The organism is Ehrlichia canis str. Jake, assembly GCF_000012565.1.
Lineage (GTDB): Bacteria > Pseudomonadota > Alphaproteobacteria > Rickettsiales > Anaplasmataceae > Ehrlichia > Ehrlichia canis.
The window spans coordinates 899,094-921,354 of sequence record NC_007354.1; the positions used below are offsets into that span (position 1 = coordinate 899,094).

The 22,261-nt window shown below is 29.7% G+C and carries 17 protein-coding genes; 10 read left to right on the forward strand and 7 right to left on the reverse strand.

Annotated features, from left to right (window positions below):
• Nucleotides 1-599 precede the first annotated feature (599 nt).
• Both purN and ECAJ_RS03305 read right to left on the reverse strand, forming a co-directional pair.
• Nucleotides 600-1,226: a phosphoribosylglycinamide formyltransferase gene (gene purN / locus ECAJ_RS03300; protein WP_011304752.1), complete on the reverse strand. Its 627-nt coding sequence runs from the start codon at nucleotides 1,224-1,226 to the stop codon at nucleotides 600-602.
• Nucleotides 1,227-1,365: 139 nt separating this feature from the next.
• Complete coding sequence (locus tag ECAJ_RS03305; RefSeq protein WP_011304753.1) at nucleotides 1,366-2,868, reverse strand: leucyl aminopeptidase; 1,503 nt, start codon at nucleotides 2,866-2,868, stop codon at nucleotides 1,366-1,368.
• A 465-nt stretch (nucleotides 2,869-3,333) separates the two neighbouring features.
• Here ECAJ_RS03305 and ECAJ_RS03310 point away from each other — a divergent pair, with 465 nt between their 5' ends.
• Nucleotides 3,334-3,972, forward strand: a complete 639-nt coding sequence (locus ECAJ_RS03310; protein WP_231243008.1) for a protocatechuate 3,4-dioxygenase — start codon at nucleotides 3,334-3,336, stop codon at nucleotides 3,970-3,972.
• 1,172 nt (nucleotides 3,973-5,144) lie between these two features.
• Here the strand turns inward: ECAJ_RS03310 and clpB are convergent.
• Nucleotides 5,145-7,718 (reverse strand): ATP-dependent chaperone ClpB, encoded by a 2,574-nt coding sequence (gene clpB, locus ECAJ_RS03315; protein ID WP_011304756.1) that lies wholly within the window; start codon nucleotides 7,716-7,718, stop codon nucleotides 5,145-5,147.
• A 338-nt stretch (nucleotides 7,719-8,056) separates the two neighbouring features.
• On the opposite strand from clpB, the gene ECAJ_RS03320 reads away from it, so the two are divergent.
• Nucleotides 8,057-8,782, forward strand: a complete 726-nt coding sequence (locus ECAJ_RS03320; RefSeq protein ID WP_011304757.1) for an SDR family NAD(P)-dependent oxidoreductase — start codon at nucleotides 8,057-8,059, stop codon at nucleotides 8,780-8,782.
• 913 nt (nucleotides 8,783-9,695) lie between these two features.
• On the opposite strand, the gene groL is transcribed toward ECAJ_RS03320, so the two are convergent.
• On the reverse strand, nucleotides 9,696-11,354 hold the full coding sequence (gene groL / locus ECAJ_RS03325) for a chaperonin GroEL (protein WP_011304758.1): 1,659 nt from the start codon (nucleotides 11,352-11,354) through the stop codon (nucleotides 9,696-9,698).
• A gap of 93 nt (nucleotides 11,355-11,447) precedes the next feature.
• Nucleotides 11,448-11,732, reverse strand: a complete 285-nt coding sequence (locus ECAJ_RS03330; protein ID WP_011304759.1) for a co-chaperone GroES — start codon at nucleotides 11,730-11,732, stop codon at nucleotides 11,448-11,450.
• 260 nt (nucleotides 11,733-11,992) lie between these two features.
• On the opposite strand from ECAJ_RS03330, the gene radC reads away from it, so the two are divergent.
• The 3 genes from radC to ECAJ_RS04970 are packed head-to-tail and all read left to right on the forward strand — an operon-like array spanning nucleotide 11,993 to nucleotide 13,024.
• The gene (gene radC / locus ECAJ_RS03335; RefSeq protein ID WP_011304760.1) at nucleotides 11,993-12,685 is read left to right on the forward strand and encodes a RadC family protein; all 693 of its coding nucleotides are present in this window, start codon (nucleotides 11,993-11,995) and stop codon (nucleotides 12,683-12,685) included.
• Between the two features lie 52 nt (nucleotides 12,686-12,737).
• Nucleotides 12,738-12,869: a JAB domain-containing protein gene (locus ECAJ_RS04965; protein WP_081425140.1), complete on the forward strand. Its 132-nt coding sequence runs from the start codon at nucleotides 12,738-12,740 to the stop codon at nucleotides 12,867-12,869.
• Nucleotides 12,870-12,883: 14 nt separating this feature from the next.
• Nucleotides 12,884-13,024 (forward strand): JAB domain-containing protein, encoded by a 141-nt coding sequence (locus ECAJ_RS04970; protein WP_231243012.1) that lies wholly within the window; start codon nucleotides 12,884-12,886, stop codon nucleotides 13,022-13,024.
• A 987-nt stretch (nucleotides 13,025-14,011) separates the two neighbouring features.
• On the opposite strand, the gene ECAJ_RS03340 is transcribed toward ECAJ_RS04970, so the two are convergent.
• A complete protein-coding gene (locus ECAJ_RS03340; RefSeq protein ID WP_011304761.1) occupies nucleotides 14,012-14,806 on the reverse strand; it encodes a phosphoribosylformylglycinamidine synthase subunit PurQ in 795 nt (264 codons plus the stop codon).
• A gap of 828 nt (nucleotides 14,807-15,634) precedes the next feature.
• On the opposite strand from ECAJ_RS03340, the gene mnmG reads away from it, so the two are divergent.
• The gene (gene mnmG, locus ECAJ_RS03345) at nucleotides 15,635-17,512 is read left to right on the forward strand and encodes a tRNA uridine-5-carboxymethylaminomethyl(34) synthesis enzyme MnmG (protein WP_011304762.1); all 1,878 of its coding nucleotides are present in this window, start codon (nucleotides 15,635-15,637) and stop codon (nucleotides 17,510-17,512) included.
• Between the two features lie 461 nt (nucleotides 17,513-17,973).
• Here the strand turns inward: mnmG and glpX are convergent, their stop codons facing one another.
• Complete coding sequence (glpX, locus tag ECAJ_RS03350; protein WP_011304763.1) at nucleotides 17,974-18,903, reverse strand: class II fructose-bisphosphatase; 930 nt, start codon at nucleotides 18,901-18,903, stop codon at nucleotides 17,974-17,976.
• 318 nt (nucleotides 18,904-19,221) lie between these two features.
• Here glpX and ECAJ_RS03355 point away from each other — a divergent pair, with 318 nt between their 5' ends.
• The 4 genes from ECAJ_RS03355 to bioB all read left to right on the forward strand — a co-directional run bounded on the left by ECAJ_RS03355 (nucleotide 19,222) and on the right by bioB (nucleotide 22,014).
• The gene (locus ECAJ_RS03355) at nucleotides 19,222-19,827 is read left to right on the forward strand and encodes a murein hydrolase activator EnvC family protein (protein WP_011304764.1); all 606 of its coding nucleotides are present in this window, start codon (nucleotides 19,222-19,224) and stop codon (nucleotides 19,825-19,827) included.
• A gap of 397 nt (nucleotides 19,828-20,224) precedes the next feature.
• Complete coding sequence (locus ECAJ_RS03360) at nucleotides 20,225-20,680, forward strand: PAS domain-containing protein (protein WP_011304765.1); 456 nt, start codon at nucleotides 20,225-20,227, stop codon at nucleotides 20,678-20,680.
• A 144-nt stretch (nucleotides 20,681-20,824) separates the two neighbouring features.
• Entirely contained in the window at nucleotides 20,825-21,043 is a 219-nt protein-coding gene (locus ECAJ_RS03365; RefSeq protein ID WP_044262006.1) for a hypothetical protein, read from the forward strand.
• On the forward strand, nucleotides 21,040-22,014 hold the full coding sequence (gene bioB / locus ECAJ_RS03370; RefSeq protein ID WP_011304766.1) for a biotin synthase BioB: 975 nt from the start codon (nucleotides 21,040-21,042) through the stop codon (nucleotides 22,012-22,014). The genes ECAJ_RS03365 and bioB overlap by 4 nt, the downstream gene beginning before the upstream one ends.
• Nucleotides 22,015-22,261 lie beyond the last annotated feature (247 nt).

The window sequence follows — 22,261 nt, forward strand, 5'->3', positions numbered from 1 at the left end:
TCATTTTACACATACGAAAAATCTACTTGATATATACAAATTATTTTAAGTTTTTATAGGATTCAATATTTTTTACTTTATAACAAACAAAATAGTACACAAAATTCAGAGTTAAATATTAGATAGTTACATCGCCACTACCTATAATGATCAAAAAAAAATTAAATTCATCCAACATTACTAATTCTATACACCTATACAATATTACAATACTAATTTTACACAAACATTATATATCTTCATTATCTTTAATAATTTTGTCTACAACATTGCATTCTCGTAAGTTAAAATTGTTGAATTATTCTTTTATAAGTATGAGTTTTTAATAAATTTACATTATCGCTAAGATTTTTTATTTAGGTTATATTACACAACTCCTTTTGATACATGTATAATCAGCACATTATCAATCTGCTTTAATCCTTAGCCTTACAAGATTTAGAATAATATATACAATAACAAAATAGGCTTTAAACAATTGCAATGATCAATTGCACATAATACTAAATAGCAGCTGATATACGCTATCAATCTCATAAATTTAGCTAGAATAAAATAAATTAGACTGAAACCAACTTGATACACAACAGTCTTATAAATCAAATAGCTTCACTGTAGAACAATTGCAATGACTCATCTGATGTAGTTAAATTTTCATCAAGTTGCACTTGATTTAATGCTATTAATTTTACAGCTTTAGGATAACAAATATGTTCCATCTGTAAAATCCTATTAGAAAGATCTGTAACAGTATCTGATGAAAATACAGGAACTGCTGCCTGTATAATAATAGGACCAGCATCAAGCTCAGGATATACATAATGTACTGTACACCCCGCAATCTTAACTCCAGCCTTCAATGCTTGAGCTTGTGCACTTAATCCTTTAAAAGATGGTAAAAGTGAAGGATGTATATTAATAACTTTATGAAACCACTTATTGATAAATTTCTCAGGCACAATACTCATAAACCCTGCAAGGCATATTAAATCTACTTTATGTTCTTTAAGTATATTATCAATAGCATCAAAATCTAAAGGGCGACCTTGAATTACAAAAGTCTTAATATTATTCCTTTGTGCAATCAACAAACCATTCGCATTAGGATTATTTGAAATCACACAAGATATTTCAGCAGGAAAATCATCTTGCATACAAGCATTAATCAATGCATGCATATTAGAACCCCTACCAGAAATTAAAATGCCTAGTCTAAGAGGTACCATATAACAAATTTACTCTAAACATTAATCATGTATAAATATTACCACAAAACAAATCAAATGCCTTACTTTTATAGAAATAAACTAAAAGTTCTTGTACTACTACAAATTATTTATTACAGAAAACATCAAGATATTATTCTTAACGATCCTCATAGTATTTTAGTATCAATCTATTTAGTAATCTTACACCAAAACCAGTAGCACCCTTAGGACATATTTCATTACCTTCATTATCCCATGCCATACCAGCAATATCCAAATGTACCCAAGGAGTCTTATTTACAAATCTTTGTAAAAATTGTGCAGCAGTAATACTATCAGCACCATACCCTTTTGTTGAAATATTTTGCATATCAGCAACTGATGAATTGATAAGTTTATCATAAGCATCATCTAAAGGTAATCTCCACAATTTCTCACCAGATTCATTCCCTGCAACTATCAACTGATTAGCAATAGAATCATCATTTGAAAAAAGCCCACCATACTGATTGTTCCCTAAAGCTACAACAACAGCACCAGTCAAAGTTGCTAAGTCTATCATTAACTTTGGCTCAAACATCTTTTGAGTATACCATAAAGCATCAGCCAAAACTAATCTACCTTCTGCATCAGTATTCAACACTTCAATAGTTTGCCCAGACATTGAAGTAACAATATCACCAGGTCTTTGAGCATCACCACCAATAGCATTCTCAACTAATCCTACCACACCAACAGCATTAACTTTTGCTTTTCTGGCTGCAAGAGTACGCATAATACCAACAACAGAAGCAGAACCAGCCATATCATATTTCATATCCCACATACCCTTAGAAGGTTTTAAAGAGATACCACCAGTATCAAAGGTAACACCTTTTCCAACAAATGCTATAGGTGCTTCTGTCTCTCTTCCTCCATTCCACCTCATAACTACAAGTCTAGACTTTTTAGCACTACCTTGCCCTACACCTAGAAGTGCCATCATCTGATTTGATCTCATGTAATTTTCATCAAAGATCTCAACTTTAACATCTACCTTACTCAACTCTTCATATATCATCTGAGCATAAGTTTCTGGATAAAGAACATTAGGAGGTTCTGAAACAAAAGAACGAGCTAAAAATATTGATTCACCTTCAGCTTTTAAATCATCAAATAAAGCAGAAGTCTTTTGAGGATTACTTTTTGAAAAGAATGCTAATTTACTTACATAAGTTGCATTATCATCTTTTTTTTGCACAAAATATTTATTAAACCTAAAACTACGTAAAAATGCACCATAAGCAATATTAGCCATAATATCACTATCACTACTACTTATAATGGAAGCTTCCGATATTTTCATTCTATTAAGTTCAGAATATATTACACCACCAATTTTTAAAGACTTTTCTTCATCAAACTCTTCAGCTTTACCTAACCCTACTACTATTACTACAGGATAATTTTTATCCAACCCAACAATTGGCAATACTTCAGCAAATTTACCATCAAAAGACTTATAATCTTCCACGATTTTCATAATATTTTCACGCTGATCAACCAAGGCATTGTAATCTTCTAAGTGATTGCTACCTTCAAAAATACCAACAACTATTGCTGTTGTCTTTAACAACAAAGATACTCCTGGCATCAAACTTGAAAATGATATATCTATCATGGCAATCCTAAATTAGTATTATTAACGTACTTTCAATCTAATCCTTTTTATAAGCTTTGCAAGAAAAATCTTAACATTCTTCATATAATACAATGGTTGATTCTTTAATATTTTCTATACTAAGTATACCATTACCACAATTTTACGCATATGAAAAAAACACAACTTTAAATTACTTTTATACAATGGCAAAAATTCATAAAATAAAATTCTTCTAAATAATTAAACCCATTGTTAGTATACTAATTATATAAATGACTTATTTCATAAATTAATTAATAAAAGTTTTCTCAGCAATTACAATATTTAGCATTTATATATTGCTGCAATAGAAATTATATGGATAATCTGTAAAATTAAGTTAAATTATAATCAAAAATTAAACATTAATCTTATTGATAACTTGAAGATTTAAATTATGGTAATGAGATGAACTATTTTGTAAAATTATTGTTGTGTTTGCTCATGAGTACTGCATATACATACAACGCACTAGCAGTTGATCCAGTTCTTGTTAATTGCAAAAAAACTCCTGAAATTTATGACATCAGCAACAAGCCAAGTAAGTTTTCCTTATCAAATAATCTACGTCGTAAAACTGGTACACCATTAACAGCTGATGGAGAATTGATATACATTGTGGGTAGAGTTACCGATGAAAATTGCATACCCATAGCAAACGCTAACGTACTCATTTGGCACACTAATGCACATGGAATATATCAAGACAATCAAGGTCCTAGTGGTAAATCAGAACTTATATTAGAAGAATTAGATATGTATGATTACAACTTTAACGGATCAGGAAAATCAGTAACTGATAACTTAGGAAATTATAGTTTTATAACTATTGTTCCTGGTACTAATAGTCAAAACAAAATTCCTCGTGTACATTTTATATTACAACATTCAGAATTTCCTGAATTCAATACGACAATGTTTTTCCCAGAATATAACAATTCAACAGATAACCAATTTAAAAATATAGATCCAAATCTAAACGACAGGTTAGTAGCACAATATACTAAAAATGCACTTGGTATAAAAACTTATCATTTCAACATTACAATAGCAGGAAAAACACCTTACAAATCTTACAAATAGTCTGACAAATTTATAGTGATAAAACATCAGTAATACATTCTACGTTATGGTTTACGTACAAATACTACTGTAGTAACACACCTATAAAAAGTATACAAAAGCTACTAATGAAACTTCTTTCAAAGTGATATACACTGCTAACAGTAATTTTCATAGTTACTTATTATTATTAAGCTTTACACAAACTTACAACTACACATGTACTATATTTCATTCTAAAATTTTATACAGCCACATAATTAATTCTAGATTTACACAATACATACACTTTACATTAATTAGCTAATTACATATGACTTTTATAAGTATTATTAGCATATAAACTCATAAATATAGATGTCAGTAAATCAATGATTTATACACTTTAGTACTATAAAATTCACTTGTAGCACTATATAAGATCATCTAATTATAAAATTTTATAATATCTAATGAGAAAAAACTTATAGTAACAATAATATTCATCATGACTTTTTATCAAAAATCTGATACTAGCATATTAAAAATATGGTTAATTTATGAAATTACTTCACTTAAATGCAACAGTATAATAAATATTCACCATTGCATAGATAATAAATAGTAAAATCACAATAACAACAGAATTAATATATCAAATCCATTAATTTAACATAGAAATTTCTTCATGGCTCTAAATATGGATTTGTAAGAAATAATTTTATTTATAGAATACTATTCATATTATCAAATGATCATTTGATAAATCTAGTACAGGTTTATTGAGTCTATCAACAAAAATAATCTAATTTTCATAACATTTATGAAAAATGCATAGTGTACAATACACACATACCATTATACAATACAATAATTTACACAATCAAATCATTATAACAAACTCACTACAAGCTTATACTGACATATTAAAAACACATACTACAATACACTATGCGTACACACACAATACACATATATCATATAACACAAACATTTCCTTATATTTTGAATATACGTGCATAAAAAAATTAAATAACCTTTATAGTAATTTATGTAACCAAATAATTAGTTGATCAATTAATTATCAGACTATCAACCAATTAGAATATACATAACCAATATCGAATGTACCATTGTAAGCTATACCACAGTTTTACAGAACTTCTTATTTATTATGACATACATATTTACAAAACTAAGCAATCCTACCACATCTACAGCTTATTAATCACTAAATCATCACCTGATACATCTACTTCAAGTTTATTCCCTTCATTAACTTGATTTGCAAGAATTAACTTTGCTAAACTATTTTGTATTCTTTGTTGTATTAATCTTTTTAAAGGCCTTGCACCATATAAAGAATCATAACCATTATCTATTAACCAAGATTTCGCTCTTAAAGACAAACTAATTTCTAATTTTTTCTGTGCAACAATTTTTTGCAATATAGAAAATTGTACATCTATAATTTTCTCTATATGTGCTTTAGTTAATTTATGGAATATAATAATTTCATCTAACCTATTGAGAAATTCTGGACGAAAATGATGTTGTAATACACTAGTCATAGATTGCTTTATTGAATCTTCATCAACATCTTCTTCAGTATTGATTAATATCTCCTGTCCTAAGTTTGATGTTAAAACTAATATTGTATTACGGAAATCAACCAATTTACCATGATTATCTGTTAGGCGCCCCTCATCTAATACTTGCAACAAAATATTAAAAATATCACCATGTGCTTTTTCTATTTCATCAAAAAGTATTACTTGATAAGGCCTTCTTCTAACAGCTTCAGTTAACATACCTCCTTGATCATATCCTACATACCCTGGAGGTGCACCTATTAATCTAGATACAGCATGCTTTTCCATAAACTCTGACATATCAAACCTTAAAAGAGCAGATCTATCACAGAATAAAAATTCAGCTAATGTCTTAACTAATTCTGTTTTTCCTACACCAGTAGGCCCAAGAAATAAAAAAGATCCTAAAGGTTTATTAGCATCTTGTACACCTGCACGTGATCTTCTAACAGCATCACTTACTGCTTTAATGGCACTTTCTTGCCCAATAACTGTTTTTCCTATCTCCTCTTCCATCCGTAGTAATTTTTCTCTTTCACTACTCATCATGTTTTCAATAGGGATACCTGTCCATCTTGACACAATATTTGCTATATCATCTTCTGTAACTTCCCTTTTTAACATGTTACTACTAGGCTTCTCACATTTTTTTAATTCCTTTTCAAGCTCAGGTATAATTCCGTACATTAATTCACCAGCTTTTGCCAAATTACCAGACCTCTGAGCTTTTTCTAAATCGCTTCTCGCATTATCCAACTTTTCTGCACATTCCTGCATTTTTAATATCTTTATTTTTTCAGCTTGCCATTTACTATTTAACTCAGCTGCCTGAATATTTAACTTATCTAACTCCTCATTTAACTTTACTAAACGCTGTTTCGAAGATTCAGTATTCTCCTTCTCTAAAACTCCTGCCTCAATTTTTAATTGAATAATTTTCCTATCCAACTCATCAATTACTTCAGGCTTACTATCAATTTCTATTCTTGCACGACTCGCTGCTTCATCAATTAAATCGATAGCCTTATCTGGTAAAAATCTATCAGTGATATAACGGTTTGATAAAGTTGACGCTGCAATTATCGCACTATCCATAATCCTAATTCCATGGTGTATTTCGTATTTTTCCTTTAAGCCACGTAAAATAGATATAGTATCATTAACAGTAGGTTCAGAAATAAATACAGGTTGAAATCTTCTAGCTAATGCTGCATCTTTTTCTATATGCTGTCTATACTCATCTAATGTTGTTGCACCTATACAATGTATCTCACCCCTTGCTAAGGCTGGTTTCAATAGATTAGATGCATCCATCGCACCATCAGTAGCACCTGCACCAACTAAAGTATGCAATTCATCAATAAATAATATAACCGCACCATTAGATGCTACTATTTCATTAATCACAGCTTTTAATCTTTCTTCAAACTCACCTCGATACTTTGTACCAGCAACAAGCATTCCAAGATCCAATGCCATAATTTTTGTATTTCTTAATCCAACAGGAACATCGCCTATTACAACACGTTGTGCTAATCCTTCAATAATTGCTGTCTTACCAACTCCAGGATCTCCAATCAATACAGGATTATTTTTTGTCCTACGTGATAAAACCTGCATCGTACGTCTAATTTCTTCATCTCTTCCAATCACTGGATCAAGTTTTCCAGCCATAGCAGCCTCAGTAATATCTTTAGCATATTTTTTTAGAGCATTAAATTTCTGCTCAGAGTTAACACTATCAGCTTTAGTTCCATTACGCATATTCAATATTAATGACTCCAACTTTACTGGAGTTACTCCATGTGCACTTAATATCTTACAAACATTACTATCTTTAACTATCGCAAGAGCCTGCAATAATCTCTCTACAGTAACATAAGTATCTTGATTCCTTTTCGCTAAACTAACTGCTTCTTCTAAAACTTGTGCCATTTCTCTTGATAAATGTATATGACCGCTTCCACTCCCACTTACAACAGGTAATTTATTCAAAGAAAGCTTTACATCATTGTATATCTTATCAATATCACACCCACATGAAGTCAACAATAATTCAACAAGTTCATCCTTTTCATCCAACATTACTTTCAGCAAATGTTCCGGTACCAAAGATTGATGGCCTAATGCAACTGCTGCAGTCTGCGATTGCATTATCAAATTCTTTGACACATCAGTAAATTTATTGAGATCCATAATTAGCCTCACGTAAATTATCTAACCTAGTATATAAACATCATTTACAAAAATTAAAGGGATGTATTTAAATTCATTGATAAAATATTTTTTTATTAATAATTATATACTAATAGTATCATCATTAATTAATCTGATACTCTATTTAATTCAGTACCAGCAATACTTCTGACAAACATGACACTACCAACCTAATATAAATCAACTAACAGCAAAAATAACCTATACTATGTTGCTTTACAGTTTAACACTAGCTAGCCTACACATCCTACTGTTTTGCTTGCCAACTCAATTTATACTGCTTATCATCTGAACATAAAGAAATTATAGGATATTGTATGGAAAAACAATTAGCAGGTAAAGTAGCAATAATTACAGGTGCTTCTGGAAATATTGGATCAGCTATTGCAAAAAGATTTGCTAAAGAAGGAGCTTGCCTTATTCTAGTAGCCAAAAATATTAACAAGCTTAATGCTATATATGATTCTATACAAGAATCAGGAGGAGAGGCAATGTTAGCAGCAGTTGACCTTCAAGATTTCGATACAATAAAAAATTTTGCAATGTCTATAGGAACAAAGTTTAAATGTATAGATATACTAGTCTTAAATGCAGCTATTGTTGGTGCTCTCAGTCCTCTACAAGACTATGAATATGATCTATATAAAAGAATAATGGATATAAATTTTACTGCTAATTGGCATTTAATAAAATACTGCGATCCACTACTAAAACTCTCACCTGCTGGTAGAGTAATTGCAGTTACTTCTGAGGTAACACAATCATTATCTAGATATCCATATTGGGGACCATACGCATCTAGTAAATCTGCTTTAGAAACAATGCTAAGAATATATGCTACAGAAACAAAGCACAGCAAATTATGTGTGAATATTGTATACCCACCATTAATGTATAATGATATATATACTCAAGCCTTCCCAACAAAAGAAATTGCACAATCAGTACTTCCAGAAAATTTCACAGATAAATTTATTGAATTAGCATCTACTCAATGCAATGTAACAGGAGAAACTTATAAACTAGAATCAGATGATGAATAAAACCAATATCTAAAATTATTTCTTATATAGTTGAAAGTTTTTAACATTTACTATCTTAGAATATCAAGACGGATTAACAATGCATTGTATAAAGCAAGTACTTATACAAATTATAAATCTAAAAAATTTATAACTGAAAACAATATTTTATAATGATCTTTATTCATTAAATACAATTCTATTAAAACAACTGCATAAACTCATGCGATCTAATAAACAATAACTTCTTAAAAAGAAATGTAAGTATTTCAACAACATAACTATAATAAGAACTACGATACATGAACAATAATAATCACATCTTTATTTTTATAATACTCACCAAAAGTTACGATTTTAATAAAACAAACACATAATGATACTATCAACAATAATTACATACTTAGATAACCTGAAATACATTATAGTAAAAAAGTTTGATATAATTACAATTATCAAGAACACTCACTTGATAACATTTATCACCAGTTTAATAAAAAACAACTACATAATTATACATACAATAATAAAAATTGTGCTTATACATCTACAATATAACTATAACTAGGAACTAAAGTACTCATATATAAGACATCTCAAATGTACTCACAACATGAATGACAATGTACTATACACTTGTAATTACTGTTTCTCACACAACAACTGCATACATACAACAAAATATTTAAAAAAACTGTAACAGCCAATTTTTATATATTTACATAAATAATTATAGTTAGATATCACTATACATGTTTCAATACATTCACAATAAAATGTACGATTAACAATGATTTTCTATACAAATAACTACACAAATCATACATACGATTTATAGAAGTATTGTAAGAATTGAAAAAAAACATAAAACAATTGAGCAGCAGGGGTAAAGTGTTAAACTTACCCCTAACTTTAAATACAAGAGAATTATTATCTAGAATCCTCCCATACCTCCCATGCCACCCATACCGCCGGCACCACCAGCAGCACCAGCATCATCCTTAGATGGTACATCTACTACGATAGCATTCAGAGTCATAAATACTGCTGCAAGAGACACAGCAAAATCAAATGCTATACGCACTACTTTAAGTGGATCAATAACACCAGAAGTAAATGCATTTGCAAAATTCATTGTATCAACATTAAAGATAAGTTCTTTATCATTTTGTTTTAATAAATGAGCAATAACACATGGTGCATTTTCTGATCCAGAGTTCCTAATAATGCGCTTAATAGGAGCTTGTAAAGCACGTTTTATAATATTAATACCTAATTGTTCGTCATCATTTTTGCTTTTTAGGTTTTCAAGTACTGATAATGTATATAACAATGCAGCACCACCTCCTGGTACAACACCTTCTTCAACAGCAGCTCTAGTTGCATGTAAAGCGTCTTCAACACGATCTTTACGTTCTTTAACCTCAACTTCACTAGAACCACCTACTTTCAATACAGCAACACCACCAGAAAGTTTAGCTAAACGTTCTCTTAACTTTTCTTTATCATAATCTGAAGTAGAAGACTCAATTTGCACTTTAATTTGATTAATCCTACTTTGCACATTATCAGAACTATTATCTACACTACCAATAATAGTAGTAGTATCTTTTGTAATACGTATATTCTTAGCAGTACCCAATTCAGCTAAAGTTAAATCTTCCATCTTTATTGCAAGGTCATCACTTATTACATGTTTAGCACCTGTTAAGATAGCAATATCACCTAACATATCTTTTCTTCTATCACCAAATCCTGGAGCTTTAACTGCTGCTACATGTAATCCACCACGTAATTTATTTAAAACAAGAGTGCTAAGCGCTTCACCTTCTACATCTTCTGCAATAATTAAAAGAGGTCTTCCAGATCTAGCAACATTTTCTAAAATTGGCAGTATAGGCTGTATTATATTAAGCTTTTTCTCTGTTAGTAAAATATAAGGATTTTCAAATTCCACTAACATCTTTTCCGAGTTAGTTACAAAATAAGGAGAAAGGTATCCACGGTCAAACTGCATACCATCAGTTTTTTCAACATCTAATTCTTTAAATCCTTTACTCTCTTCAACTGTAATAACACCATCTTTACCAACTTCCTGAACACATTGTGCAATTTTAACACCTATGTTCTTATCACCATTAGCGGAAATAGTAGCAACTTGAGCAATTTCTTCCTCAGATAATACCTCACGCTTCATAGACATTAATGCATCTAGAACAGCCTCTTTAGCTTTAAGTACACCATCTTTAATGCATACAATATCTGCTCCAGCAGCTTTAGCTTTAGAAACTTCTTCTATAACTTTCGCAGTTAAAATAGAACATGTAGTTGTTCCATCACCAACTTTATCGTTACACTGAGAAGCACTCTGAGCAATTATATTAGCAATAGCAAGAGCCAATGGATCTTCTGGCTTTATACTTTTAATAACTTTATATCCATCTTTTGTAATTTCTGGAGCACCATAAGGTTTACTAATAGCTACAGTAAGCCCTTTAGGTCCAGCTGTACATCCTACAGCATCTTCTAAAATATGAACAACTTCCCTAATAGCTTTATCAAGCTGTTCACCCGTTACAACTACATTTGCCATGTCATTTAATCTCCGTTTAATAAAAAATTAACTAAAACTACTTACAATTAGGCTACTAAAAATATATAGCATGATTCCAAATTGATATATTTGTTATGCTTCTTTCGCAATTATATCACTTTCTTTCATAACTATGTACTTTTTATCATTAAATTCAATTTCATTGCCAGCCCACTGGCGGTAAAAGACTACTTCACCTACTTTAATATTCATAGGCAGAATGTTGCCATTACTATTGTACACACCTGGACCAACAGCTACAACTTTACCTTTAGTAGGTTTTTTCTTTGCTGAATCAGGAAGCTGTATAGGAGAATTACTATTGCCCTCCTCCAAAGCTTCGATCAAAACATTATCATGTAACATACTTAGATTCATACACTACCTCTGTAAAAATAAATTATCACTAGTACTTAGATACTACTGGCTAAGATCATATATAATATCAAGAAATCTAATTTCAAGTATCAACCAATAATTTTATAATACATGCTACACAAATTTTTACAAGCTTAGAACTTAATATAATTACAGTAATAAGAACATCATAACAATCCTTTGTATAATACATAAAAAATTAATTGACTTGATATTTAAAACATCATGATATTTAAATAATTAACTTTTTTAATAAGTTCATGAATACTAAAGATGAACATAAAAAACAACAGATTGGACACAGAAAAAGATTAAGACAAAAATTATTATCTGGAGGTAATAAAGGGCTCTTAGATTATGAAATTCTAGAATTAATATTATGTTCTTCACATATAAGAAAAGATGTAAAACCCATTGCAAAAAGATTAATCAAACATTTTGGTAGCTTTTCAAAAGTCTTTTTTGCAGACTTTAATCAATTAACAGAAGTACATGGTATAGGAGAAGCTTCAGTATCAGCAATTCTTTGTATAAGAGAAACCCTTAATAGAATTTTACGTGAAGATATTGATCACGGAGTAATTATCAATCAATGGCAAAAATTAATAGAATACCTTAGAATAAAAATAGGTAATGGTAATATAGAAAATTTTCACATATTATACCTAAATACAAAATATAAACTTCTAGCAGACGAAACTCAGGATGTAGGCACTGTTAACCAAACTCCTTTATATATAAGAGAGGTAATAAAGAAATCTTTATCCTTAGGAGCTACATCTATTATCATTGCACATAACCATCCAAGTGGAGATGCTAGGCCTTCCAAAGCAGATATTGAAATTACCAACCAACTTGCAATAACCTGTAACAACATTGGTATAACTCTAATAGACCATGTAATTGTTACATCCAATGATCATTATAGTTTCAAGACTCATAATTTATTATAATTTTCATGATCAACAATCAAACAAATTAATATATCATCTCCTATAAGCAAACATTCAAACTACAAATCAACTTGTGATATCCTGTAACAACATCGGAATAACACTAATAGATCATTTAATTGTTACATCTAATGATCACTATAGTTTTAAGACTGATGATTTATTTATTTTACATTACCAATAATCACATAAATGAAAATGTTACATTACTTCTACTCTCTATCAAATATTGAAACTACTAAACAACTTGTTGGTCACAATATTGGTATAACATTAATAGACCATGCAATCGTTACATCCAATGATCACTATAGTTTTAAGACTCATGATTTATTATAATTTTACATTACCTACAACTATACAAGTGGAGACGTATACTATCCAAAGCAAATATCGAAATTACCAACCAACTTGTTATAGCATATAATAACATTGGTATAAGAACCAATAGATTATTGTAATTGTCACATCTTAATAATCACGCTAGTAAAACTAATAAAAGCATATTAATAAAACTTACAATCTCAATTTTAAAAATACAATCTAATGACTTTTAAATTAGGTTATTATACATTTATCACTGTCACTACATATTTGAATTTACAAATTAAAATACACAAAACTTTTAACATCTAATTATTTAGATCTAACAACAATTATAGTACTGTAATCACGATCAATTATAATTTTATAAAGTACACTAAGAAAATTTATGCTCAAAATTTCAAAAATACATCTCACTCAAACAGGTTATCTTATATTGTATTTACTAGCATTATATGTTTTGAACTTTAAAATTTATAAAGCTATCTATAACACTAATGATTGACACAATTATGACACTAACAACTACTATAAGAGAGTATTCACAATATATTATAATTTTACAAAGCATACTCAAGAAACATTCAATACTAGCTTTAAAAACATAACCTCATAACCTTAAAATCAGACAATTATATTACCACTTTTATTGTTGTTACATATCCTAAGCCTTAAAATTGACTAAACTATCCATAACCTCAATGATTCACATAATTATGATTCTAATTTTTGCAAAGTACACTAAAAAACCTATAATCCAAATTTTAAAAATAAAATTCAACCACTTTTAAATTAGAAATTATATACATAACACTTACCATACTACATCTCTGAACTTCATAATTAAAAACCCACACAACAATTTATAAACTTTTATATAGCCACAGAAACTTACAAAATAAGTTTACACTTGTACCATTGTACTTAACATCATAACTTCATCAATTTACAAACTTAATTTAAATTCAATAATTTCAACTTCCTTTAATATTACATGTCTTATCACTTACAAAAATACTCTACAGCATTACAAAAAACTTTCATGCCATCTCCATAAGTAGGATAAGCAATATTATCTCTTAAACATTGTTCTTTAACTTGCGTCCAATTATCTTGTTGTGTAAAAAACATTGCCCTCTCAGGATGTGGCATCATCACTAATACTCTACCACTACTATCAGAAAGTGCAGCAATGTCATCAACTGACCCATTTGGATTATAAGGGAATTCTTGATTTGCATAATTACCTATATTTGTAATATATCTTAGTGCAATATTATTTCTAATAGATGTAATTACAGAATCATTTTCAACAAAAAACCTCCCCTCCCCATGTGCAACTGGAATATATAATTCATCTAATCCTTTTAACCAGACTGAGTTATTTGACGGATTTACTTTTACCTTTACCCATCTACATTGATATTGCCGCACAGTATTATTTAAAAGAGTTATATTAGAGAAATCTGATATTAATCTCATTAATATCTGACACCCATTACATATACCTATTACTAACTTATCACCAACCAGAAATTCTGAAATTTCTTCTTTCAAATTATTGAATACCCTCAATGCAAAAGCATTACCAGCCCCAGTATCATCCCCATAGGAAAAACCGCCAGGGATCACAAGGACATTATAATCTACCAATAACTTAGTATTTAATATCATATCATTAATATGTACTATTTTTCCTTGTACATCACACGACAATAACTCTCCAGCTTTAATAAAGGCAAACAGAGTTTCCTCTTCACAATTTAAACCATACCCAGATAATACAACTACTTTCATTTCTGTACAAAAATATATAAATCTTTAGCTTAACATAAAAAGTAAACACTTAAACTTCATTTATCAAAAATGAAGTCTAGAACTCTATAAAAACATTTATATAAGACACAATTCATTATCATATTTAATAAAAACACATATCACATGTAAATGATCATCATAACTATATATACCCACTCAATCACACCTGAAAATAACTTATATCATTACAAAAACTATTCAATGATACTATCATATTACTAGGAAAAAATCTGCTAGTCCTTATTAGAAAACTAAATACAACTTAATTAAATCCTTTAACTCATTTACAAAATAATAATTACATGTATTTACATAATCTATATTCCAACCTTTATAACATACCCCACTCATGTTAAGTTACAAGTACATATTATTATACTAAACCAACAATGGGTTTCACATTTAACAACAAAAAACTCACCATGCTCATGCATAAGAAAATAAAGCTAGATAATAACCTAACCATATTCCCTAATCACTTAAAAATTAACTATGCCAAATACATATCGAAAAAGCAACAAATGATATAATTTATCTGATAGACACTTATCTTAACACAATTAAGATCCATATTATTCAACAACCAAATCAAATAAGGTATATCATAAAATTTATCTCATTGCATGCTAGAAAACCAAGACAACTTTATTTAAATTAATTTAAACAATACTATAACCCCACTCTTTAATAAATAATTGACTAATAAAATCTTCAATTAATTAGATAAACACTAACTAAAATGCAACTTTATTGACAATTTTAACAATACCATTAACCTTATTGATTTAATGTATTGTACTGTTCAATATGAGTCATTATGATGTAGTAGTTATAGGAGGTGGACACGCAGGATGTGAAGCAGCTGCAGCGGCATCTCGCATTGGTGCAAAGACTTTATTAATTACACATTCAATATCAACAATCGGAGAAATGTCTTGCAACCCAGCTATTGGAGGTATTGCAAAAGGTACTGTAGTTAGAGAAGTAGATGCTTTAGATGGGCTAATGGGAAAAGTAATAGATAAAGCTAGTATTCATTCTAGCATATTAAACAGAAGTAAAGGACCAGCAGTATGGGGACCAAGAGCACAAGCAGATAGGCTAATATACAAACAGACTATGCAGGAAATTATATTAAATTATCCAAATTTAACAGTATTAGAAGCATCAGTAGAAGATTTCACCATAACACAAGATAATCAAAAAGACAGCGTTAAAGCTGTAATTACATCTGAACAGCACACTATATACACAAGCAAATTAATATTAACCACTGGTACATTTTTACAAGGAACGATTCACATAGGAAGTTATACTACTCCAGCAGGTAGAATAGGAGAACAACCTTCAATTGGACTAGCAAAAACACTAGAGAAATATAATTTTAAATTAGGTCGTTTGCGAACCGGCACTCCACCAAGACTTGACATAAATAGTATTAACTTTGCAGTGTTACAAGAACAAAAAGGTGATATTCATCCTTCACCTTTTTCTTATATATCACAATCAATAGATCTACCACAAATTTCATGCTATTTAACTGCAACTAATAATAAAACACATGAAGTAATAAAAAATAATTTACACAGAGCAGCTGCAAGTAATCTATTAAAAGATATAAAAGCACCAAGATACTGCCCTTCAATAGAAGAAAAAGTAAGAAGATTTTCAGACCGTAATAGTCATCAAGTATTTTTAGAACCAGAAGGTTTAAATTCTGATATCATATACCCTAATGGCATCACAACCTCTTCACCACTTGATGTACAATACGAAATGCTAAAAACAATACCAGGGTTAGAAAAAGTCAACATAGTAAGAAGTGGTTACAGTGTTGAATACAATTTCATCGATCCAAGAGAATTATACCATACTCTTGAAACAAAGAAAATAAGTGGTCTATATTTTGCAGGGCAAATAAACGGTACTACTGGATATGAAGAAGCAGCTGGACAAGGAATTATAGCTGGTATTAATGCAGCATTATCTCTCAGTTCAAACTATGAACCTTTCATATTAAAAAGAAGTGATGCATATATTGGTGTCATGATAGATGATTTAGTTACTTTAGGCACATCTGAACCATACAGACTTTTCACATCTAGAGCAGAATACAGATTAAGGTTGCGTTCTGATAATGCAGACCTACGCTTAACAGAACTAGGATACAAAGTATCAGCAGTGTCATCCAAGAGGTACTGTGCATTAAAAAATAAACAACATGACATTGAATCTTTAACAAACATATTGAAGAATATTATTATAACTCCTACACAACTTGCTGCATATGATATACCTGTATCCCAAGATGGAGTTAAAAGGAGCATTTTTGATCTTCTAAGCCACCCAAATATCAATATAGAAACTGTATCAAAAATATGTGATGTAATAAAAAAATTTAGCAAAGCTGTAGTCTCTCAAGTAGAAATTGAAGGGAAATACGCACCTTATTTTATTAGACAAGACGCAGACATCCAAGATTTTATAGAAGAAGAAAACACTCACATTCCAAGTAATATAGAGTTTTCACAAATTCATGGGCTATCAAAAGAAATTCAAGAAAAGCTAGCACATATAAAGCCACCTTCCATTGGTTCTGCAAGACGTATACCTGGAGTAACACCAGCAGCAATCACTAGTATCTTGATCTATTTACGCTATCATAAAAATAAAAAGATTTCATAGTTTTAACAACACTTATAACATAAAGATATAAGCATACTAATGTAAACTATTAAGAAGTATAAGGTTTTATAATCAGATATCATAAAGATAATTTTTAAGAATTATAAACACATACCAACACAGGTAACTTCTACTTTAATAAAAACTGTATTAATATAAATGTGAGCTATTTTATAACCAAAGAATTTCTAAAAAATATTTTACTGAAGCATACATGAAATCAGCTATGTTTTTTTATATAGAAAAAATCTTATTTTATAAGATCATTAACATCTTAGTAATATTGCTTAAATTACTTACTTCACACATACAACTCCAATACAAATCTATCAATAAGCATCACTAAAACATTCATATAACTTTAACAATCCCGTATTCACTCTATAAAGCAACAATAATGCTGCATATAAAAAACCTTACTACCTATACCATACTATCAGCTAATTAGCAATGTAGCTAAATTATCCAACGCTTTCAGGAATAGTATTATTAATATACATAATACTAGCTGGCTTAATGATTACAGACTCAATCATAAAAGACCCTTGTGAATACTTAATACCTTGAACTAAACTACTATCAGTAATACCAGTTGCTAAAAAAATTGCATCTGATTTTACCATTTCTTCTATAGAATAAATTTTATCCGGATCTTTAATCCCAAATTTTTCTGCTCTCGTTTTTAAAGACTCTGTATCAAGGACTAATTTACCTTCCATATAACCACCCATAGATAACAAAGCTGCAGCTGCAAGTACACCCTCTGGAGCTCCTCCTATACCAACATATAAATCATGCATCCCTTTCATGAGTGATACTACAGCTGATACATCTCCATCATCTATAAGTTTTATACGTACTCCACATTCTCTAATGTTTTTTATTAATTCCAAGTGTCTTTCTCTATATAACACTGTTACAACCAACTCATCCACTTTACACTTCTTTACTGCTGCTAAATTATATAAATTTGTTTTTACATCATATTTTAAAGATATTACACCCCTAGGTATATTAGGGCCAACAGCAATTTTTTCCATATACACATCAGGAGCATTTAAAAAACCTCCTTTCTCTGTTACTGCAAGCACAGACATTGCTCCATTTTTATAATGAGCACACATTGTAGTACCTTCAAGTGGATCAAGAGCAATATCAACATCAATTCCACCAGTACCTACTTTTTCCCCAATATATAGCATAGGAGCATTGTCTCTTTCCCCTTCTCCTATAACAACAGTCCCACTAATTTCTAACAAATTCAATGACTTTCGCATAGCATCAACAGCAACACGATCTGCACCCTTTTCATCACCCATACCAAGACATTTATAAGATGCTAAAGCTGCAGCTTCAGTCACTGATAACAACTTAAAACACAAATTTTGCATTCCTAAAATCCATATAGCTTAAATAAAAAGACATCATAATACTATAAACATTATTTATAGCAAATTACCATATTACTTGTACACTATAATTCACATGAACACATAATCAAATAAATTGATAAGAAAGCTACAACAATCAACCAGTATTCCACATACAAATTAATTTTAATAACAACACTTATTACTAACATAAAAAATTTCATGTTTATTACTTATTAAGAACCAATTACCAGTCAAATTTGCATTGCCAAATTTATATAACAGAATAATATATAGGATTGATGGAATCTAAAGAATATTCAATAACTATAGGTACATGTGACAATAAGAAAAACACTATTAATCGCTTTACTATGCTTTGGTTGTACACAAAAACCGGCGCCATACTTCCTAAGAGGTGAAGAATTTCATGGTAAAAAGGAAATAGATGACATAAATGAATACCATCTTGTAAAGTATAATGTACAAGAAAATACAGAATCAAACACAACACAAGACACTAGCAACGTAAGTAAAGAAACAAAAATCTTTGATAAAAACTGTAATTTTATAATGCCTATAGAAGGGATCATAACATCAAAATTTTCTATCAACAATCAAGATAAGAATTGCAAAGAGGGAATAAACATAAAATCCAATGGTTTTCAACATGTTAAAGCATCATCTGGCGGAAAAATATTATATGTAGGTAAAGGATCAAAGTGGTATGGCAACATGATCATAATAGAACATAATAAAAACACCATCACTACATATTCTTACCTAGATACCATAAATGTAAAAATAGGTGATAAAGTAACACAAGGTCAGGTTATAGCATCTATTAAAAGTACTAACCCACAAACTAATAAATCACATCTGTGCTTTGCTTTGCGTAAACACGGAAAAGCTGTAAACCCACTATTGTATATCAACTGTAAATAATGCAAAAAAACCTAGTTATCTATTACAATGTTTATAGTATTAAATAACAAATCGAGCTTCACATACTCATACTTATGTACACTAAAATTTAAATACAATAATAATAACATGGTGTATTAAAAACAAGTATAGCTAATATCTTAATAATTGCACAACTAAACTAGCACTGCATAAAAATTCAGTTCGTATAAAAACTTAATTAAATAATTTTAAACTATCAACCAACCTATAGAAGAGGCTAATATACAATTTGATTTTAAAATAAAAATTACTTAAAAAATACATATTAGACTAGAGCTAATACACAAATATTAACATTAAACAGAAATTAGAATAAGTAAGAAAAAATAAAGACATTTACTGTAAATTTCTTATGTTTATAAGATCAAGGTCATAGATGTCAGAATATGTATCAGAAAAACGGGCAATAAAAATATTATTTTCCTATTGGAATCAATTACGGGATAACAGAATGTTTCCACAGATAGAAGAAATAGAAAAAGAAGAAATTAGAGAAATTTGGCCTCATTGCTTCATTATTGAAGTAAAAAATGACACAGAAGATCAAAAGTACAACTGTAACTATATTGGAGAAAAAGCAATAGAGTTATATAAGTCAGACATTAAAGTTTATGCTGAAGCACAAAACATGACACTCTTTTTTCCACAAATAATAGAAAATCTCTTTGACCATTTAGAATCAGTTATAGAAAATCAAGAGCCAATTATGGATGAATCAGAAACTGAAAGTGCAGATGGAAATTACATAAAAATAAGACAATGCTTATTACCTCTTGGAAAAAACAATGAAGTAACACACATAATAGGAGTAATAGGAGGGAAAATATATTAAAATACAAAAACTACCAAAATTAGTACAATACATAATTAGAATATTTAAAAAATTAGTTGACTGTTTTACTAAAATTGCATAGCATTCTCTCACCTAATGAGAGTAAAGTATTCATAGTTTCACTTATTTGCAAACAGGTAGTTTATGAGGTTTTTTCTACATGATATCTCAAAAATCAGTGTGTCATTTTTTGGAGTAGCGATAGGAACACTTGGTGTTACTAACAAAGTAGTTAAGAAGTGTCTATCTAAGTACTTAAGGAATAATGGTTTTGTGACTCAAGAGGAGTTTGCAGATTTAAATAATACTGTAAAGGATATAGCATCAAAACAGGAAAAAATAGAAAAACAGTTACAAAAATGAGTACATTCACTCCTACTAGAAATGACTGGCAATTAGATGAAATATTAGAGCTATTCCATACTGCATTTAATGATTTAATACTACAGTCTCATTTGTTGCATAGACAGTTTTTCAGCAATAACGAAGTACAAATCTCCTCATTACTCAATATTAAAACTGGTGGTTGCCCAGAAAATTGTAAGTATTGCTCACAAAGTGCACATTATAAAACAGACCTAAAAAAAGAATCTTTACTTGACATCGAATCCATAAAAAAAGCAATACAAACAGCAAAAAAGAATGGAGCAGATAGATTTTGCTTTGCAGCAGCATGGCGCCAAGTAAGAGACAGGGATCTTGAATACATTTGTGATATTATCGACTTAATAAAAAGTGAAAATCTAGAAAGTTGTGCTTCACTAGGTATGGTAACTTTAGAACAAGCAAAAAAACTAAAAAATGCTGGTCTAGATTTTTATAATCACAATATTGATACATCACGTGATTTTTATCCCAATGTAACTACTACACGTAGCTACGATGATAGACTAACAAGCTTGAATAACATACATGAAGCAGGAATTAATATATGTTCTGGTGGTATTTTAGGACTTGGTGAAAGCGTAGAAGATAGAGCAAAAATGTTATTAACACTAGCTAATCTAAAGGAACACCCACTTTCTGTACCAATTAATAGACTAGTCCCAATAAAAGGTACACCTTTTGAAAATAATGCCAAAATAGACAATATAGATTTCATAAAAACAATAGCTGTAGCACGTATTTTAATGCCAAAGTCATACATACGTCTTGCTGCAGGTCGAATGAGTATGTCAGAAGAAATGCAAGCACTATGTTTATTTGCAGGAGCAAATTCAATATTCTATGGAGAAAAACTATTAACAACACCCAATGCTGATTGCAATGATGATAGGAATTTATTATCAAAACTTGGAGCAAAAACAAAAGAACCTGTTTTTTTTAATTCATAAAATCAAGAGGTAATTACAGTTTCAGTATCTACTACATAATTTAAAAGAAAGTAATTCACATAATTCCAATTGTAATACCAGAAATCTATTGTCAAAACTTGTTATAAAAAACTAAAGAACCTGCTCCTTCAACTTATATGAATTAACTTGATGTCACTTTGATTCAAAAACATATACTTTTTTAGAAAATTAATCAACATACATACAGTGCTGATTGTAATATGATAGAAATTTATTATCAAAGCTT

What these genes read in the sequence shown, in the direction of transcription:
- radC (WP_011304760.1), top strand. Translation starts at nt 11,993, where the DNA reads ATGAATACTAAAGATGAACATAAAAAACAACAGATTGGACACAGAAAA.
- mnmG (WP_011304762.1), top strand. Translation starts at nt 15,635, where the DNA reads ATGAGTCATTATGATGTAGTAGTTATAGGAGGTGGACACGCAGGATGT.
- clpB (WP_011304756.1), bottom strand. Translation starts at nt 7,718, where the DNA reads ATGGATCTCAATAAATTTACTGATGTGTCAAAGAATTTGATAATGCAA.
- purN (WP_011304752.1), bottom strand. Translation starts at nt 1,226, where the DNA reads ATGGTACCTCTTAGACTAGGCATTTTAATTTCTGGTAGGGGTTCTAAT.
- ECAJ_RS03340 (WP_011304761.1), bottom strand. Translation starts at nt 14,806, where the DNA reads ATGAAAGTAGTTGTATTATCTGGGTATGGTTTAAATTGTGAAGAGGAA.
- glpX (WP_011304763.1), bottom strand. Translation starts at nt 18,903, where the DNA reads ATGCAAAATTTGTGTTTTAAGTTGTTATCAGTGACTGAAGCTGCAGCT.
- bioB (WP_011304766.1), top strand. Translation starts at nt 21,040, where the DNA reads ATGAGTACATTCACTCCTACTAGAAATGACTGGCAATTAGATGAAATA.
- ECAJ_RS03310 (WP_231243008.1), top strand. Translation starts at nt 3,334, where the DNA reads ATGAGTACTGCATATACATACAACGCACTAGCAGTTGATCCAGTTCTT.
- ECAJ_RS03320 (WP_011304757.1), top strand. Translation starts at nt 8,057, where the DNA reads ATGGAAAAACAATTAGCAGGTAAAGTAGCAATAATTACAGGTGCTTCT.
- ECAJ_RS03360 (WP_011304765.1), top strand. Translation starts at nt 20,225, where the DNA reads ATGTCAGAATATGTATCAGAAAAACGGGCAATAAAAATATTATTTTCC.
- ECAJ_RS03305 (WP_011304753.1), bottom strand. Translation starts at nt 2,868, where the DNA reads ATGATAGATATATCATTTTCAAGTTTGATGCCAGGAGTATCTTTGTTG.
- groL (WP_011304758.1), bottom strand. Translation starts at nt 11,354, where the DNA reads ATGGCAAATGTAGTTGTAACGGGTGAACAGCTTGATAAAGCTATTAGG.
- ECAJ_RS03330 (WP_011304759.1), bottom strand. Translation starts at nt 11,732, where the DNA reads ATGAATCTAAGTATGTTACATGATAATGTTTTGATCGAAGCTTTGGAG.
- ECAJ_RS04970 (WP_231243012.1), top strand. Translation starts at nt 12,884, where the DNA reads ATGTTACATTACTTCTACTCTCTATCAAATATTGAAACTACTAAACAA.
- ECAJ_RS03365 (WP_044262006.1), top strand. Translation starts at nt 20,825, where the DNA reads ATGAGGTTTTTTCTACATGATATCTCAAAAATCAGTGTGTCATTTTTT.